13 protein-coding genes are annotated in these 14,512 nt (G+C 35.4%); all 13 read right to left on the bottom strand.

Translation table 11 applies throughout. From position 1 onward, the window contains the following. Nucleotides 1–2: 2 nt before the first annotated feature. The 13 genes from KN811_RS09890 to KN811_RS09950 all read right to left on the bottom strand — a co-directional run bounded on the left by KN811_RS09890 (nt 3) and on the right by KN811_RS09950 (nt 14,478). A complete protein-coding gene (locus KN811_RS09890; protein WP_187967255.1) occupies nt 3–1,169 on the bottom strand; it encodes an alginate lyase family protein in 1,167 nt (388 codons plus the stop codon). 12 nt (nt 1,170–1,181) lie between these two features. Then, entirely contained in the window at nt 1,182–2,294 is a 1,113-nt protein-coding gene (locus KN811_RS09895; protein ID WP_187967254.1) for a glycosyltransferase, read from the bottom strand. Between the two features lie 224 nt (nt 2,295–2,518). Continuing rightward, complete coding sequence (locus KN811_RS09900) at nt 2,519–3,934, bottom strand: hypothetical protein (RefSeq protein WP_216334799.1); 1,416 nt, start codon at nt 3,932–3,934, stop codon at nt 2,519–2,521. A 61-nt stretch (nt 3,935–3,995) separates the two neighbouring features. After that, nucleotides 3,996–5,045: a glycosyltransferase family 2 protein gene (locus KN811_RS09905; RefSeq protein ID WP_187967601.1), complete on the bottom strand. Its 1,050-nt coding sequence runs from the start codon at nt 5,043–5,045 to the stop codon at nt 3,996–3,998. A gap of 10 nt (nt 5,046–5,055) precedes the next feature. Continuing rightward, nucleotides 5,056–5,874 carry a sulfotransferase domain-containing protein gene (locus tag KN811_RS09910; protein WP_187967600.1) on the bottom strand — a complete coding sequence of 273 codons (819 nt, stop codon included), beginning with the start codon at nt 5,872–5,874 and terminating at the stop codon, nt 5,056–5,058. A gap of 19 nt (nt 5,875–5,893) precedes the next feature. Continuing rightward, nucleotides 5,894–7,093 carry an ATP-grasp domain-containing protein gene (locus KN811_RS09915; protein ID WP_187967599.1) on the bottom strand — a complete coding sequence of 400 codons (1,200 nt, stop codon included), beginning with the start codon at nt 7,091–7,093 and terminating at the stop codon, nt 5,894–5,896. Between the two features lie 10 nt (nt 7,094–7,103). Further along, nucleotides 7,104–7,805: a WbqC family protein gene (locus KN811_RS09920; protein WP_187967598.1), complete on the bottom strand. Its 702-nt coding sequence runs from the start codon at nt 7,803–7,805 to the stop codon at nt 7,104–7,106. A gap of 215 nt (nt 7,806–8,020) precedes the next feature. Next, nucleotides 8,021–9,088 (bottom strand): DegT/DnrJ/EryC1/StrS family aminotransferase, encoded by a 1,068-nt coding sequence (locus tag KN811_RS09925; RefSeq protein ID WP_187967597.1) that lies wholly within the window; start codon nt 9,086–9,088, stop codon nt 8,021–8,023. After that, nucleotides 9,085–9,777 (bottom strand): sulfotransferase family protein, encoded by a 693-nt coding sequence (locus tag KN811_RS09930; RefSeq protein WP_187967596.1) that lies wholly within the window; start codon nt 9,775–9,777, stop codon nt 9,085–9,087. The genes KN811_RS09925 and KN811_RS09930 overlap by 4 nt, the downstream gene beginning before the upstream one ends. Continuing rightward, entirely contained in the window at nt 9,774–11,222 is a 1,449-nt protein-coding gene (locus KN811_RS09935; protein ID WP_187967595.1) for a lipopolysaccharide biosynthesis protein, read from the bottom strand. Before KN811_RS09935 ends, KN811_RS09930 begins: the two co-directional genes overlap by 4 nt. Next, nucleotides 11,213–12,082 carry a glucose-1-phosphate thymidylyltransferase RfbA gene (rfbA, locus tag KN811_RS09940; RefSeq protein WP_187967603.1) on the bottom strand — a complete coding sequence of 290 codons (870 nt, stop codon included), beginning with the start codon at nt 12,080–12,082 and terminating at the stop codon, nt 11,213–11,215. Before rfbA ends, KN811_RS09935 begins: the two co-directional genes overlap by 10 nt. A gap of 11 nt (nt 12,083–12,093) precedes the next feature. After that, nucleotides 12,094–13,137: a dTDP-glucose 4,6-dehydratase gene (gene rfbB, locus KN811_RS09945; protein WP_187967594.1), complete on the bottom strand. Its 1,044-nt coding sequence runs from the start codon at nt 13,135–13,137 to the stop codon at nt 12,094–12,096. 48 nt (nt 13,138–13,185) lie between these two features. Next, nucleotides 13,186–14,478: a nucleotide sugar dehydrogenase gene (locus tag KN811_RS09950; RefSeq protein WP_216334800.1), complete on the bottom strand. Its 1,293-nt coding sequence runs from the start codon at nt 14,476–14,478 to the stop codon at nt 13,186–13,188. Nucleotides 14,479–14,512: the final 34 nt, after the last annotated feature.

Below are 14,512 nucleotides of genomic sequence, written 5' to 3' on the forward strand. Positions count from 1 at the left end.
ATCTAATAATGCTGTGAAGCTTTTCGTTGTAGCTTTTTAAACTGTTTGTCTTTTGTAGGGTCTACGTTACCTTTCCTAATCCATTTTTTATTTCCTTTAGCGTATGGTAACAACCATTCATATGCCTTTTTAATGCTTTTTCCTTGAGGAGTTTTATAATTCCATAAATCTATATCTACTTTATCTGCCATATGTGCAATATTGAAAAGGAGATTAAGGTTTGCTACTGAATATCTCCAAGGTTCAGTCCTCCTTAATTCAAAAGGCTGTTGACCATTATCTGATATCTGAGTATCTATTCGGGGAATAACCTTTTCATTTACAATCATTTTCGCTATACTATCTTGTCCTGTAAATATTGCATAGGCAATCACTTGCATATCGTAAGAGGCTCCTATATTATTAGATTGGGTCATTCCTTGCATACCTATTTTACTGGTTAACATCCAGGTCAACAACTCTGAAAACCATTTTTTTATCTCCTCAGTATCTTTTTTTGACCAACTATCAGAACCTTCAATAAGCAATATACCATCTATAGCTTTAATTAAGTGCTGTGTATCGATAAAAACCATTGACCTTCCCTTGGCTTTTCTGCCAGGAACAATCTGTCCATACTTAAATCTTGGACGTAGGCTTTTATCCTTATCTATAAACCACAAACGTCCAAGTTGAGCAGCCTTCTTTGCATACCTTTCATCCTTGGTATGATAATATGCCAAACCTAGGGCACGTACATCAAAACAAAATTGACGCATATATATATCATCCTTTTTGGGATTTGATCTTTCAGGGTTGGTTTTCCCATCTTTATGAATATAAGGAAATCCATCCTTAGTATTTGGATTAGGCCAATAATAAGGAGCTACACTATAAAATTCTCTCTTGTCACCATTGGGAGGGACATCTTCTTTATCTGCCGGGGCATGGATTTTTCTTTTGAGGGCTTTGTCAGCATTTTTAAGAATACTTTTAATCTTTTCCTCTTTATTGAGAGAGCTAGATAAACGTGAAAACAAACCTTTGTTCTTAAGTCTAATAATGTCGGTCATTTCTTGATCCAACAGAAGAAATTTGTTCTCTTCTTGCGTATATGCTTTATTGACAAGCAATAAAAGCCATAGGATTATTAAACTATTTATCCACTTCTTTCTTTTTTTTAGTCTCATATACAAATTTCTTTATGGGTTTTCCTCAAAAATATAATCTAAATATTCTTGAGCTATTTTTTCCGTATAAAAATCTTTAGCCCTTTCTATCAATACATCGGGATTATGGGGAGTGCTTAAAGTGTCTATCATAGCATTTGCCATTTCTTGAAGGTTTCCAACCGAAACCAATTTACCGTATTTTCCATCTTCTAAAATTTCTGCTGGTCCGCTGGGGCAATTCGTAGATATAATAGGGGTCCCCACACCCATAGCTTCTACAATAACGTTACCAAAACCTTCCCATATAGAAGATAAGACAAAGGCTGATGCTCGTCGAATATAATATTGCGGATTATGCACAAAGCCCAAAAGAAAAACATCTTTTTCTAAGTTTAATTCAGTAATTAAATTTTCTAATTCTTTACGTAAAGGACCTTCACCCAAGATAATCAATGCAACATCCATTTTCTGTTTGACTATATGATAAGATTTAATTAAAGTAAAAAAATCTTTTGCTTTAGTAAGCCTCCCCACGCCAATAATATATTTTTTATCTTCGCGTAACAGTTGTTCATATGTCAGGGGTATTTGGACATCCCTAAGTTCGGTGTATGGTTTATAAACTGGGTTATAAATAACTTCTACCTCAGTGCGTTTTACATTTGCCCATTTTGCAAAATCATCAGCTACTCCTTTAGAAACAGCAATAAATTTATTTGGAACCTTATATAATAGTTTAGATAGTATCTCAATGAATATACTCTTTTTTCTTACACCTATCTGTTCCTTGTTTTCGGCACTCACATTGGTATGAATAGAAATTACAGGTTGAACTTTCCTATATGATATTAAGCACCCGATCACATTTAAAATATCTTGTCTTTGTCTCGATGAAATTGAAACCATAGGCTTTTCTTTGTTAAGATAAGAAATATACCTTACCATTCGCCCTAAATAAGACCCACCATGAACAAAAATACGAACCTCCTTCGGGATTTGATCCATATATTCCCCGTCGTCCTTATATAGGAAGAGATCAACCATTATTCCTTTTTTTACAAATTCTTCCACAAGGTGGAGAGTAAGTTTTCCAATACCCCCCAGCCCCATGTTTCCAACAAAAAAACAGATTCTTTTTTGCATTTATAAATGGATTATTAGTACTAAATTAAGATAATACTTTATTTTATTCTGTAATAAAACCCTAGGCTTTTGCATTTACAATATCTACTTCACCTTCCGAAAAAAATTACTTACCCAGTCGGTTTTAACATAAAATATATAACAGCTTTGGAACAAAGCACATAATTATCTTTAGAATTCGTTTAAAAAATATATAATTAACTTATTTAGAAACTATTTCTTTTTTATAGCATTTCCTTAGCCACTACATATAAAGCAAAAGCACCTAATTGAAAAAGAACTATGTTTTGTATAAGTGTTTTTCGCTTTTTTTTATCTAAATTATAATAAATATAAGCAGCAACTAGATATAAAATTGGATAAGCTCCCATCATCCTTCTATACTCATAAGAACCTGTACATACGGCTACAAGCAATAAAACAGCTATGGCAAGAGCATATTTCAATTGCTGAGGAATAATTGTTCTATATTTTTTATAAAAGAATCCATATATCAACACCCCCCATACCAATATCCAATACATTTGAGATATAACAAGGGGGAATAACAGGTATTGATTTTGACCGATAACACTTACATAAATAGCCCTATCTGGGGGATAAGGATAGGTTTGACTGATCACAATATTACCAAAAGGCTGAAGAACACCTGGAAGGCGGTTAACTAAAGCTGTAAAACCACTAGATTTTTCAAATTTTCTTTCATGATACTCCTGATAAAGTTCCACTTTTTCTACAGTGTCTTCGCCATATGCTTCAAAGTTAAAAACTATGGAGGCTACAAAACCCATTATAAAAACTATTCCTAAGAGAAAAGAAGCAATTTTATTTTTAAATTTTTTAATCCTAACAAAAAGATATGCAGAAATAAACGCTATAAAGAAGAGACCATGTTGCATCCTAAACTGTGCAACTAAAAACCCAACTAAAACAAGTAGAATTAAGTTACGAAATTTCCATTCACTCATAAAAATATAAAAGCCTATCACAAAAAATAAAAGTATGTGGGGATCTCTGGTATACGTTCCGGAAAAGGCAAAGATGTGAGTAAGAAGCCCAAAAGTAACCGCAATTATCCATGTTCGCTTATGGGGCAAATACAAACGACCTATATTGTAGAGAAAGATTATAGTCATCGCGCACGTAAATACTATTTGGGTTTTTTGTAAAACTATACTGTTTACCTCTCCCATCATATTCGCAATCCGGCCCAATAGCCATGACAAAAACGCAAAACCAGGATAATTTTTAATCCTATAAAACTCCCAATCAAACATTTCCAGGTTAACTTTTTGCCTTATTAAAGAATCTGTCACTGTATAAAAATCTAGGCTATCAAAATGAAAAAAGAAATCTGAATTTGGGTCTCTGACATACACATAATTAGTAATGATCATATACAGATAATAGATCGTAAAAAACAGTAGCCAAAGTCTGTAGGATTCATGTCTATTTACCCTTGGAAAAGAAATCTTTATCAACAGCACCCCCAACAAAAACCACAACCCCGTCACTATAAACACCGCAATATTATTCTCTATCAATAACACTATAGAAGTAATAAGCAATAAGAGAATTCCTGAAAATACGGGCCTTTTTCTTTTTGGTGGAATAATCATAATACTACTACTGCTACTCATATGCCTTATATTAATATCAAGTAAACAACAACCATATACAGGTATAACTGTCAATAAAATTCTACGGGATTATTACTTTTTTTGTCCAAATATTTTTAACCCGTGATATCAAAGATCTGTAAATATATTTTAACAGCTTTGGCAAAAAATTCTCTATAGGCATTCCAGTTTCTACTCTTCTCAAATTGTTATAATGAAAAGCCTTCTTGGGTTTACCCCTCACTATGCACCTACATATTTCATAGATATATAAATCATTCATTCTTTGATTAATCGCCAACACGACATCTTCTTTCTGCTTAAAAGTTAGCTTGAATATTTTATATAATTCAAATCTTGTCGCTCTCTTTATTCTTGCGGATTTCATGGAATGAATACCACTTCCCCATCTGTAAATTCCAGACACAAAATCCAGGTATTTGATCTTACCGTACTGTGCCATCATCACCGCTAAAACTCTATCTGCATTTAAAAAGTCTGTAAACTCACTCATTTTATCAACGGCCTCCGGAATATTCTTATACATCACCGTTAGCGTTTGTGACGAATGTTTACCAAATACAGATAACTTATCGAAGAACGGAGGATGATCTTCTTTAAGCTTCCTCGATTCTATAACTCTTCCATCCAGGTCACAAATATTATAATTGGTATACACTCCCACATAATCTTCCTCATTAACCGCTATAAAGTCTACTTGCTTTTGTAATTTTAAGGGATCAGTCCAATAATCATCTCCTTCGCAAATAGCTATGTATTTTCCCTTAGCATTGTAGAGGTTATATAAAAAATTAAAACGTCCGGAAGGCTTTCCGTCTATTTTAATATTATTCTCGCGATGATGCAGGAATAACCGAATTTTGTCGGCATGTTCTTTTGCATATTCCATACAAATCTCCCGGGTACCATCAGAAGAATTGTCTTCTCCCAGTAAAATCTCATATACAAAGTCTGTCTTTTGCATTAGTATTCCATCCAGGCATTGCCGAATATAGGCTGCATGCTCATAGGTTTGCACACAAACAGACACCAATGGTGTATTCTCGACTTTATTGGAATTTGTCGTTACTTCTTTATGTTGATATTTTTCTTTAAATTCCTGAAAATCCATATATTTATTTCTATACCCAATGATATCTGTTATTGAAATCAATAAAGTCTTGGTCTTTGGTGATTTCCTCTATAATAAATTTTGGCAAATGTTTTTTCCATCCATCATCCTTTATTTTTGCCTTAAATACCGAATAGGCATCCCTTTGATCCATGGATGAGGATTGATGAATAAAGTCCAAGGTTTGTTGTGATATATTTAAATCACAAAAAGAAAAAAGATCTTTAACAGTAGTAATCTTATTGTGTAAGATATCATCATAATTAAGCAGATAAAACCTTTCAGGATACTGTATCCGGAGATCTTCAAATAAAGTCATTACTTCCTTCCATTTTTCATATCCATTAAATTCTTCAGGCTTATTCAAATTCTTTTTAAGTGCATAACGCCATTCTTCTTCCTCTCTCCAACCTAATTCCTTTTTAAATTCTTTAGGAGCTCTTAGCCATGAATGAATAACAGCCAAAGGATTTCGTATCAATCCAATTACTTTTAAATCACCATCTTTTTCCAACATATTTTCAAGCAAATGATGATACCTTACCTCTTTATAACAGATATGAGTAATATCGTCTTTTTGAAATGTTGGGATTATTCCTTTTTGAACGCCTTCTTCCTGGTTGATAAAACCATCAGATGACTTCTTAATCTTCTGAAAGAAATTTAGTATTTCTTCTTTGGAAGAACCCGGACTTAAAGCATCTTTAAAAGCATACGAAAACAAAGGTTGATAACGAAACGCCACATTAGGATGGCTGTTAAAAATATTACCTAACCAGGTTGACCCACTTCGTGGTACACTGTGTATTGCTATTCTTTTACAACTCATAATACATAACCTACTTTAATCATTCTACCACCACTTCAATATATTGGGAATAATCAGACAATATGGCCTCCAGGCTGTCCTGGGACTCAAACTTTAACACCAAAGTACCTATGGCTTCATTTGCTGCAGTAAAAGCCTTTACAGCATCCCTTTTTTCAACCCACAAATCAACTTCAACAACATTTTTAACAATTTCATCAGCTATTTTAAGTTCCTTAAACGTTCCCGATTTATTGCTGTACAATATGATCTCTCCCCAATTTCCGTTATAGTTTGGTTGGGATAACTTGTCTATTTTTTCGCCTAAAGCAGCCTGTATACTACACGTAATCAGATCAACACCCGTTGCATAGTGTAGCATCTCCGAAAGTCTGTTTCCTCCTCCCCGGGGTGAAACTTCCATAATATAGGCCTTGTTGTTTATACCTTCCCTAACTTCAATATTATAGATTGAAGACCTCATATCCAACAGGCTGATTAACCGTTGTAATTCTGTTTTTAAATATTCCTGGTTTTCTTTTGAAATATTTGATGGCCAGCTATATGCCGAGGGCGTATAAGGATTAGGGGAATTGGGGTCAAACCGCTGGCTTGAAAATGAAACAAAAGAAAGCTCTCCGTCAATTGAAAAACAATCCGTGTCTGACGAAAACCCTTTACTTTCTATAAATTCTTCTATGATAAAGGTTTTTGTTGAAGAAAAACCAATAGCATATGTAATAGCAGCTTCCAGGTCCTGTTGCCGCGTAACCTTTGTAACCCCTTTACTTCCGGCCGCATCTACTGGCTTAACAATTACAGGCAGGTCATTAACATCAAAGTCACGCAATGCCAGTTCAACATTTGAATAACTATGCGACTTTGGCACATTGAAATTATGCATTTCCAGAAAATTCCTGAACAAAGCTTTGTTCTGAAGGATCTGAACCGATTGGTATGGTCCCGCACAGCTCAGTCCCATTTTGTCACTTACATAAGCTGCTGTGGTGACCCCAGGATCTACCGCAAAAGACATAACCCCATCAACCTGTAGCGATTGCGCTAATTTCAACATATTTTCCTTATCGGTAATACTCACATTATGATATTCATCTGAATATATATGAGCAATATTATCGGGTAAGTAATCACACGTAATGACATAATGCCCCATATTTTTTGCTGCTTTGATAACCGGAATAAGGTACCGAAGTCCACCAAACAATAATAACTTCTTCATTTATTTCTTATTAAACCAAGGTGTAATTGGTTAACAATTCTTTTACCTTTTCTTTATCATTAAACATCAATACATCTATAATGGACAAGCCGGGAACAAATTTTTCATTAGACTGATAATAAGGCTCAATGCCAGGCTTTAAAAAGTTTAGTTGCACTCCCTGGTTTTTAAAATATTTTTTATCATATAGTTCTTTCCCGCCAATGGCATTAATATAATGCTTAATATTCATTTTTTTAGCTATAGCAATTAGCCTATCAGCTTTTTCCAAGCCTTTTGTCTCATTGAACTCCTCAGAGGATTCGTAAAAACTCGTTTTGATTCCAATGTAATTCGCGAACAATTGAACGCTTTTAGTCGCAAGCCTAGCTATTGTATTAACTTCAGAATTTAAAACTTCTTCAATGAGAGGAAATACAGATAAAAAATGAGGTGCTTTTTTGTAGGATTGCTCAATTGTCATTTTCAATTTACCATATTGCTTTTCTTTTAAATTGACCGCAACTTCATTTATTAATTTATTTTGGCTTGCCTCTATACAAGGAAATGTAACCAGTTTTTCCTTCCCATTTAGCAATATTCTGTTCCTATTAATCCAACCCCTCTTTATAAAATTCACGTCATCATAGAACACAAAAATATCTACTGCTGCAATTAACTGAAAATACCCTATATAGGGAAATACGTAGGGTTGCATAATAGCAATTTTCATTATTCTTTTTTTTTTATTACATTTATTTCTGAGTTACAACTTTGCTCTTGTTACAAAATTTGCAACAATCAAAAGTGCTTTTTATTTTTCTCATCCAAAGCATTTTTAACATCCCCCCTATTTACATCCTTGATAACCAGAAAATTTAATAGTGACTACACTAAAACAACTTACTTTACATAAAACTATTTCTCTTTATCCTACACTTATTGTTATTAATTTATTAAACCAATAATTTTTTCAACTTCTCCTTCATCCAAATCATAATATAAAGGTAAGCATACTACTCTTTTTGCAATGGCATCTGCAACCTTAAAACTCTGTGTTCGTAAATAAGGGACACTATTAGCCAAGGAAGGGTAAAAATACCTTCTTGCTTGAATGTTGTTCTCCTTTAATTTTTTCAATGTCTTTAATAACATTTCCTCATTTTTGAGAATTATGGGGTAATATGCGTAATTTAAAGTAGCCTTGCTATGCCATTGGGGTTTATAAGCTGTAAAACCGGTTAAGCCTTTATCGTATGCTTCGGTTAATGCTTTGCGCTTTTGGTGTATTTTATCAACGTAGTTCAGATTTGTCAGGCCCATCGCAGCATGGAACTCCGAGTTTTTCCCGTTAATCCCCAGTTCATCAAAGGCTTCCGAGCCGGCAAAACCAAAATTCCGCATTGATTTTAATTTTTTAAAAATTGTTTCATCTTTAGCCATAATCAGTCCACCCTCAATAGAATGATATAATTTGGTAGCATGCAAACTACAGGTACTGATATCACCGTATTCAAAAATGGATCTTCCGTGAACTTTTACTCCAAAGGCATGAGCAGCATCATATATCACTTTTAGGTTATGCTTATCAGCTATTTGCTGTATTTTCTCTACATCACAAGGATTACCATATACGTGAGTAGCAAGAATCGCCTGCGTTTTCGAGGTGATGGCCGCTTCAATTTTATCGGCGTCGATGTTAAGGCTTTGCGCGTCAATATCTACAAAAACCGGGGTACAACCTTCCCAAACAATGCTGCTGGTAGTTGCAATAAAGGAAAACGGAGTGGTAATAACTTCCCCGGTAATATTCAGGGCCTTTAATGCCATCTGCAAGGCAATGGTACCGTTTGTCACAAACAGGGTATTGGAAACTGACAAGTGTTTCTGTAACTTTTCTTCCAACTCGTTCGCTAATGGCCCCATATTGGTCAGCCACTGGCGTTGCCATATACCATCCAAAAGGTCCTGGTATTCTTGCTGTGGGGGTAAAAAAGGTTTGGTTACTGGGATCATTGCTTTGATTTAATAGATGATGTTTTGTTTTCCCAAGGAAAATCAACTTGTTTACTTTCTACTCCAAGAAAATCACAAAATTTTTGATATGCACTATTTTCAGAAAGATTTATCACCAATAAGTCCTGGGGACGATCGCGAAAGTATTCTTTTACTGAATTATTATAATCTATATAGGTTTTTATTAACTTATCTTTATTATACAAATCATCTTCCGGGGTTTTATACATTATCCTATTACACTCCCACATCCAGCCTCTCCATACATATTCTGCATTGACAAGATCTTGTTTAACAGGTATTTTCCCATTGCCGAATCTTTTTGCGTGAAATTTGGTGACCGAATTATACCATTGTTCCGGAGTATCCCGAATTGACAGAATAAACTTTGATCCGGGATAGGCTTTGTCTAAACATTCGTAAGTTTTTGGGTATGAAAAAGGAAAATCCTGAAACACCTGTGCTGATTTACAATAATCTACTATGGCTTCAAAATTACCTGCTTTATATTCGCCAAGCAATTTTTCGGCTGTTCTTTGATTTCCAACAATAAACCCTAAATCCTCAAAAGCTGCTTTTAAAGAAGTTGTTCCTGTTTTGTTCCGGCCAATACAAAATATCTTTGTTTTGTTTTTAACTTGAACAGGATGAATAACTTTACGCTTTATATAGTTAAAATACTTTTTCATAGTTTACGCTTAATTTTGGTAAAAGCAGGTTTTATATGGCTTTTTACATAGAGCATTCCCTCGTTCTGTAAAACTATACTCCACAGCAAATAAGCCGTCACAAAAATAACCGAGTAGGTAATATTATTTAATATTTTATTTTCAAATAAAGTAACATTAAAGAATAGAAAAATAAATGGAAAAAAAACAATAACTCCCTCAAACACCTTCCTCAAATGCTTGCTTAACTCAATCTTTAAAATTCTTTTCATAAAAAGCATATTACAAAATGTCAAAAAGTAACTGCATGCAACCAGAGCATAAATAAAAGGCATCAATCCATAATAAAAACCTACTAAAAGCGGGAAAAGTCGAATAAATTTTCTAAATAAACCTACATAGAAATTCTCTTTTGCTTTGCCTTTTCCAAGAAATGCATTTACCATCATTGCATTAATTGGCCTGGCAAAAGCCATTAAGATCAATACCTGAAAAATAATTACAGAAGGTTGCCATTTCTCACCGAATAGAACAACAATTATTGTTTCTCCCCAAAAGACCATTAGACCACTCACCAGGAATGTAAAAAAGCAAATGATACTGATTACACGAAAATACACCCTTTTAAACCCTTCCTCATCATCCTGAAATTTACTTAAAACTGGGAAAAAGATCTTCGTAAAACTAGTAGAACTGTATTGAGACACCATATTGTTTAGCGATTGCGCCCGGGTATAATACCCAAGAGTTGCCGGACTAAAAACTTTCCCCACAAAAAAAACATCCAGTTGGTTCGATATTCGTGAAAGGATTTGATCCATAAACATAAAGGCGCTAAATCCGGTGAGTTTTTTCACTTCTCCCCAGGAAAATTCCATTTTCGGATACCAATCTGTCCAAACCCAAAGTAAAATTCCGTTTAATAGAACCCCTAATAGATTTTGAACAACCAAGGCATAAACTCCCCATCCCGAAAAAGCAAGTATTACGGCAATAATTCCGCTGGCAGTTTGTGAAATCACATCTGCCAGACTTATGGCTTTAAAATTGATCTCACGAGTTAATATTGATTTTTGAACAATGATGAAAGAGGAAAACACAAAATTCAGCGATAACCATTCGATCAGAGGAGTTAAGTCCTTATTATTAAAAAAATCAGCTACAAAAGGAGCTAATCCATAAAAAAGACCACTTAATAAAACCCCGGCAATTATATTGATAAAAAAAACCGAAGAATACGCCTGCGAGGTGTTTTTTTTATTCTGAATCAGAGCCGAACCAAAACCAAAATCAGCAAAAGCCTGTGATATTACTATAAAGACCAAAGCCATTCCTACCAATCCAAACTCTTCGGGTTCTAATAAACGTGCAAGAAAAATAGAAACCACAAATTTGATCCCATGACGAGAAAACATCCCGACTAAATCCCATATAAAACCTCTTAAAGCAGCTTTTTTTAGCGACATATTCTCCTTATATAACTAAAATAGTCCCCTTTTTTTCCTTTAATCTGTTCAGAAAGAAAAGCACTATTTATCCACCTCTTTCGCCATGCGATTTCCTCCAGACAAGATATTTTCAATCCCTGTCTTTTTTCAATAGCATGAACAAATTGTGTAGCTTCACTCAAAGCCTCATGTGTCCCCGTATCCAACCAGGCATAACCTCTTCCCAGAAGTTCTATAGCCAACTCTCCTTCTTTTAAGTAAACCTGATTTACACTGGTAATTTCCAGTTCACCCCGATCTGAAGGCTTCACCTTTTTTGCTACTTCCACGACATTATTGGGATAAAAATACAAGCCTACCACCGCATAATTAGATTTAGGATCAGCTGGTTTTTCCTCAATGGAAATAACATTTCTCTCCTTATCAAACTCTGCAACGCCATAACGTTCCGGGTCACTGACATAATATCCGAAAACAGTTGCTTTCCCCTCTGTTTTTACATTCGTTACTGCCTTTTCGAGTAATTGCGGAAAACCTTGTCCGTAAAAAAGGTTATCTCCCAACACCAAGCAAACATCATCTTCTCCAATAAACTCTTCTCCAATAATAAAGGCTTGGGCAAGACCGTCCGGAGACGGTTGCTCGGCATAGTTCAGTTTTATACCAAACTGCTCGCCATTACCCAACAATTTTTTAAACAAAGGCAGGTCCTGGGGTGTGGAAATAATCAATATATCCCGAATATCCGCCAACATCAAAGTTGACAAAGGATAATATATCATCGGTTTATCATGGACCGGCAACAATTGCTTGGAGATCACTTGTGTTAACGGGTGCAATCGTGTTCCTGAACCTCCTGCAAGTATTATTCCTTTCATCATTGTGGATTTTAACTGTATTGTTCTTTATAATATTCCTGATATGCTCCGGAGGTTACATTTTCCAGCCATCCTTTATTTTCCAGGTACCAATCAATAGTTTTAGACAAACCTTCTTCGAAGGTAACGCTCGGCTCCCAGCCCAATTCTTTATTGATTTTAGAGGCATCAATGGCATAACGCAAATCATGCCCGGGGCGATCTTTTACAAAGGTTATAAGATTTTCACTTGTCCCTGGCTCTCTTTTTAACTTTTCATCCATTTGCTTACACAGCAACTTTACCAGATCAATATTCTTCCACTCATTAAAGCCCCCAATATTATAACACTCCCTGTCCCTTCCTTCATGAAAAACCAGATCAATAGCCCGGGCATGATCTATAACATACAGCCAGTCCCTGGTATAATTTCCATCGCCATATACCGGCAATGGTTTTTCATGAATAATATTGTGGATCATCAGGGGAATTAACTTTTCCGGAAAATGATTAGGTCCGTAATTATTAGAACAATTGGTAAGCACAACAGGAAGCCCGTAAGTATCTGCATATGCTCTTACAAAATGATCTGAAGCAGCTTTGGAAGCAGAATAAGGAGAATGCGGATCATATTTATATTCTTCCGTAAACAAGCCTGTATCTCCTAATGATCCATATACTTCGTCCGTGGATACATGATGAAAACGCTTACCCTTGAAGTCTCCTTCCCAAGTTTTTTTTGCTGCGTTTAACAGGTTCACCGTTCCTAACACATTTGTCTTTACAAAATCTAAAGGCGAATTTATAGACCGATCGACATGAGATTCAGCGGCAAGATGAATCACCCCATCCGGACAGTATTTCTTAAAAATATCATTTATCTCCTGTTCATCTGTGATATCAGCCTTTACAAATGTATAATTAGGAAATCCTTCAAGATCTTTAAGGTTCTCCAGGTTTCCGGCATAAGTAAGTAAATCCAAATTGATAATATGATAACCAGGATATTTGGTCACAAATTCTCTAACCACATGCGATCCTATAAAACCGGCTCCTCCTGTAATTAATATTTTCATTTTGTTTTCCATTGTTACTTACTAATAAAAATTTTACTTTTCCAGAGTCTACAATCTCCCATCTACCAAAGACCTGTCCAAACAAGACTTAGTATCAAAGATCACCCCATCATTTTCTTTTATCGACTTATAATCCATAGCTAAAAACTCCTTATGTGCAACGGCCAGGACAACAGCCTGATATTTACTACCATTATTCAGTTCTGTCAAAATATCAATTCCATATTCCTCTTTGACCTCTTCCACATCTGCCCAAGGATCATAAATATCCACCTGCAATCCATACTGCAATAATTCCTTACATACATCAACTACTTTGGTATTTCGTATATCCGGACAATTTTCCTTAAAAGTAATCCCCAATATCAGCACCCTACCATTTTTGATAACGTGGCCCTTGCCAATCATCAGTTTCACCACTTTACCTGCCACAAATTGTGGCACAAAATCATTAACCCGTCTTCCGGAGAGAATAACCTGGGGATCATACCCCAGCTGAGTAGCTTTATGCATCAGGTAATAAGGGTCTACTGATATACAATGTCCACCTACCAGACCGGGTTTATATTTTAAAAAATTAAACTTGGTCCCAGCCGCTTCCAATACATCCGTGGTATCGATACCAACCCGATCAAAAATAAGCGCCAGTTCATTTACAAAGGATATATTTACATCGCGTTGTGCATTTTCTATGGCTTTTGAGGCTTCAGCCACTTTAATATTCGGAGCTTTATGGGTTCCGGCAACAATGATCTTTTTGTACATCTGGTCTATTTCCTCAGCAATTTCTGGTGTAGAACCTGAAGTCACCTTCATAATTGTCTTCAAGGTATTTACTTTATCCCCCGGCACAATCCGTTCAGGAGAATACCCTGCATAAAAATCTTCATTGAGTTTCAGTCCGGATTCTCTTTCCAATACCGGAACACAATCTTCTTCGGTACATCCCGGATATACCGTGGATTCATATATAACAATATCGCCCTTTTTAAGAATTTTCCCGATCATTTCCGAAGCCTTGATCAGGGGCCTTAAATCCGGAGCATTAAACTGGTCTATCGGGGTAGGCACAGTAACGACATAAACATTTGCCTCCTCTATTTCTTTCAGATCACAACTGGCTATATACCCTTTCTTAAAACCGGTATCCCTTGCCGCATTGATCACATTTTTAAGTAAGTCCATATCCGCTTCCAGGGTATGGTCTTCCCCCCGATTAAGCTCCTCTACCCGTTCTTTATCGATATCAAAACCTATAACTGGGTAATGTTGTGCAAACTCTAATGCCAAAGGCAGACCAACATATCCCTGCCCGATCACTGCTATTTTTTTTTGCTCCATTTTAATTTAATATATTGTTATTCTCAATCTCAAG

This window comes from Sinomicrobium weinanense (assembly GCF_018863395.1).
GTDB lineage: Bacteria > Bacteroidota > Bacteroidia > Flavobacteriales > Flavobacteriaceae > Sinomicrobium > Sinomicrobium weinanense.

What these genes read in the sequence shown, in the direction of transcription:
- KN811_RS09890 (WP_187967255.1), bottom strand. Translation starts at nt 1,169, where the DNA reads ATGAGACTAAAAAAAAGAAAGAAGTGGATAAATAGTTTAATAATCCTA.
- rfbB (WP_187967594.1), bottom strand. Translation starts at nt 13,137, where the DNA reads ATGAAAATATTAATTACAGGAGGAGCCGGTTTTATAGGATCGCATGTG.
- KN811_RS09930 (WP_187967596.1), bottom strand. Translation starts at nt 9,777, where the DNA reads ATGAAAAAGTATTTTAACTATATAAAGCGTAAAGTTATTCATCCTGTT.
- KN811_RS09915 (WP_187967599.1), bottom strand. Translation starts at nt 7,093, where the DNA reads ATGAAGAAGTTATTATTGTTTGGTGGACTTCGGTACCTTATTCCGGTT.
- KN811_RS09905 (WP_187967601.1), bottom strand. Translation starts at nt 5,045, where the DNA reads ATGGATTTTCAGGAATTTAAAGAAAAATATCAACATAAAGAAGTAACG.
- KN811_RS09935 (WP_187967595.1), bottom strand. Translation starts at nt 11,222, where the DNA reads ATGTCGCTAAAAAAAGCTGCTTTAAGAGGTTTTATATGGGATTTAGTC.
- rfbA (WP_187967603.1), bottom strand. Translation starts at nt 12,082, where the DNA reads ATGAAAGGAATAATACTTGCAGGAGGTTCAGGAACACGATTGCACCCG.
- KN811_RS09920 (WP_187967598.1), bottom strand. Translation starts at nt 7,805, where the DNA reads ATGAAAATTGCTATTATGCAACCCTACGTATTTCCCTATATAGGGTAT.
- KN811_RS09950 (WP_216334800.1), bottom strand. Translation starts at nt 14,478, where the DNA reads ATGGAGCAAAAAAAAATAGCAGTGATCGGGCAGGGATATGTTGGTCTG.
- KN811_RS09910 (WP_187967600.1), bottom strand. Translation starts at nt 5,874, where the DNA reads ATGAGTTGTAAAAGAATAGCAATACACAGTGTACCACGAAGTGGGTCA.
- KN811_RS09895 (WP_187967254.1), bottom strand. Translation starts at nt 2,294, where the DNA reads ATGCAAAAAAGAATCTGTTTTTTTGTTGGAAACATGGGGCTGGGGGGT.
- KN811_RS09900 (WP_216334799.1), bottom strand. Translation starts at nt 3,934, where the DNA reads ATGAGTAGCAGTAGTAGTATTATGATTATTCCACCAAAAAGAAAAAGG.
- KN811_RS09925 (WP_187967597.1), bottom strand. Translation starts at nt 9,088, where the DNA reads ATGATCCCAGTAACCAAACCTTTTTTACCCCCACAGCAAGAATACCAG.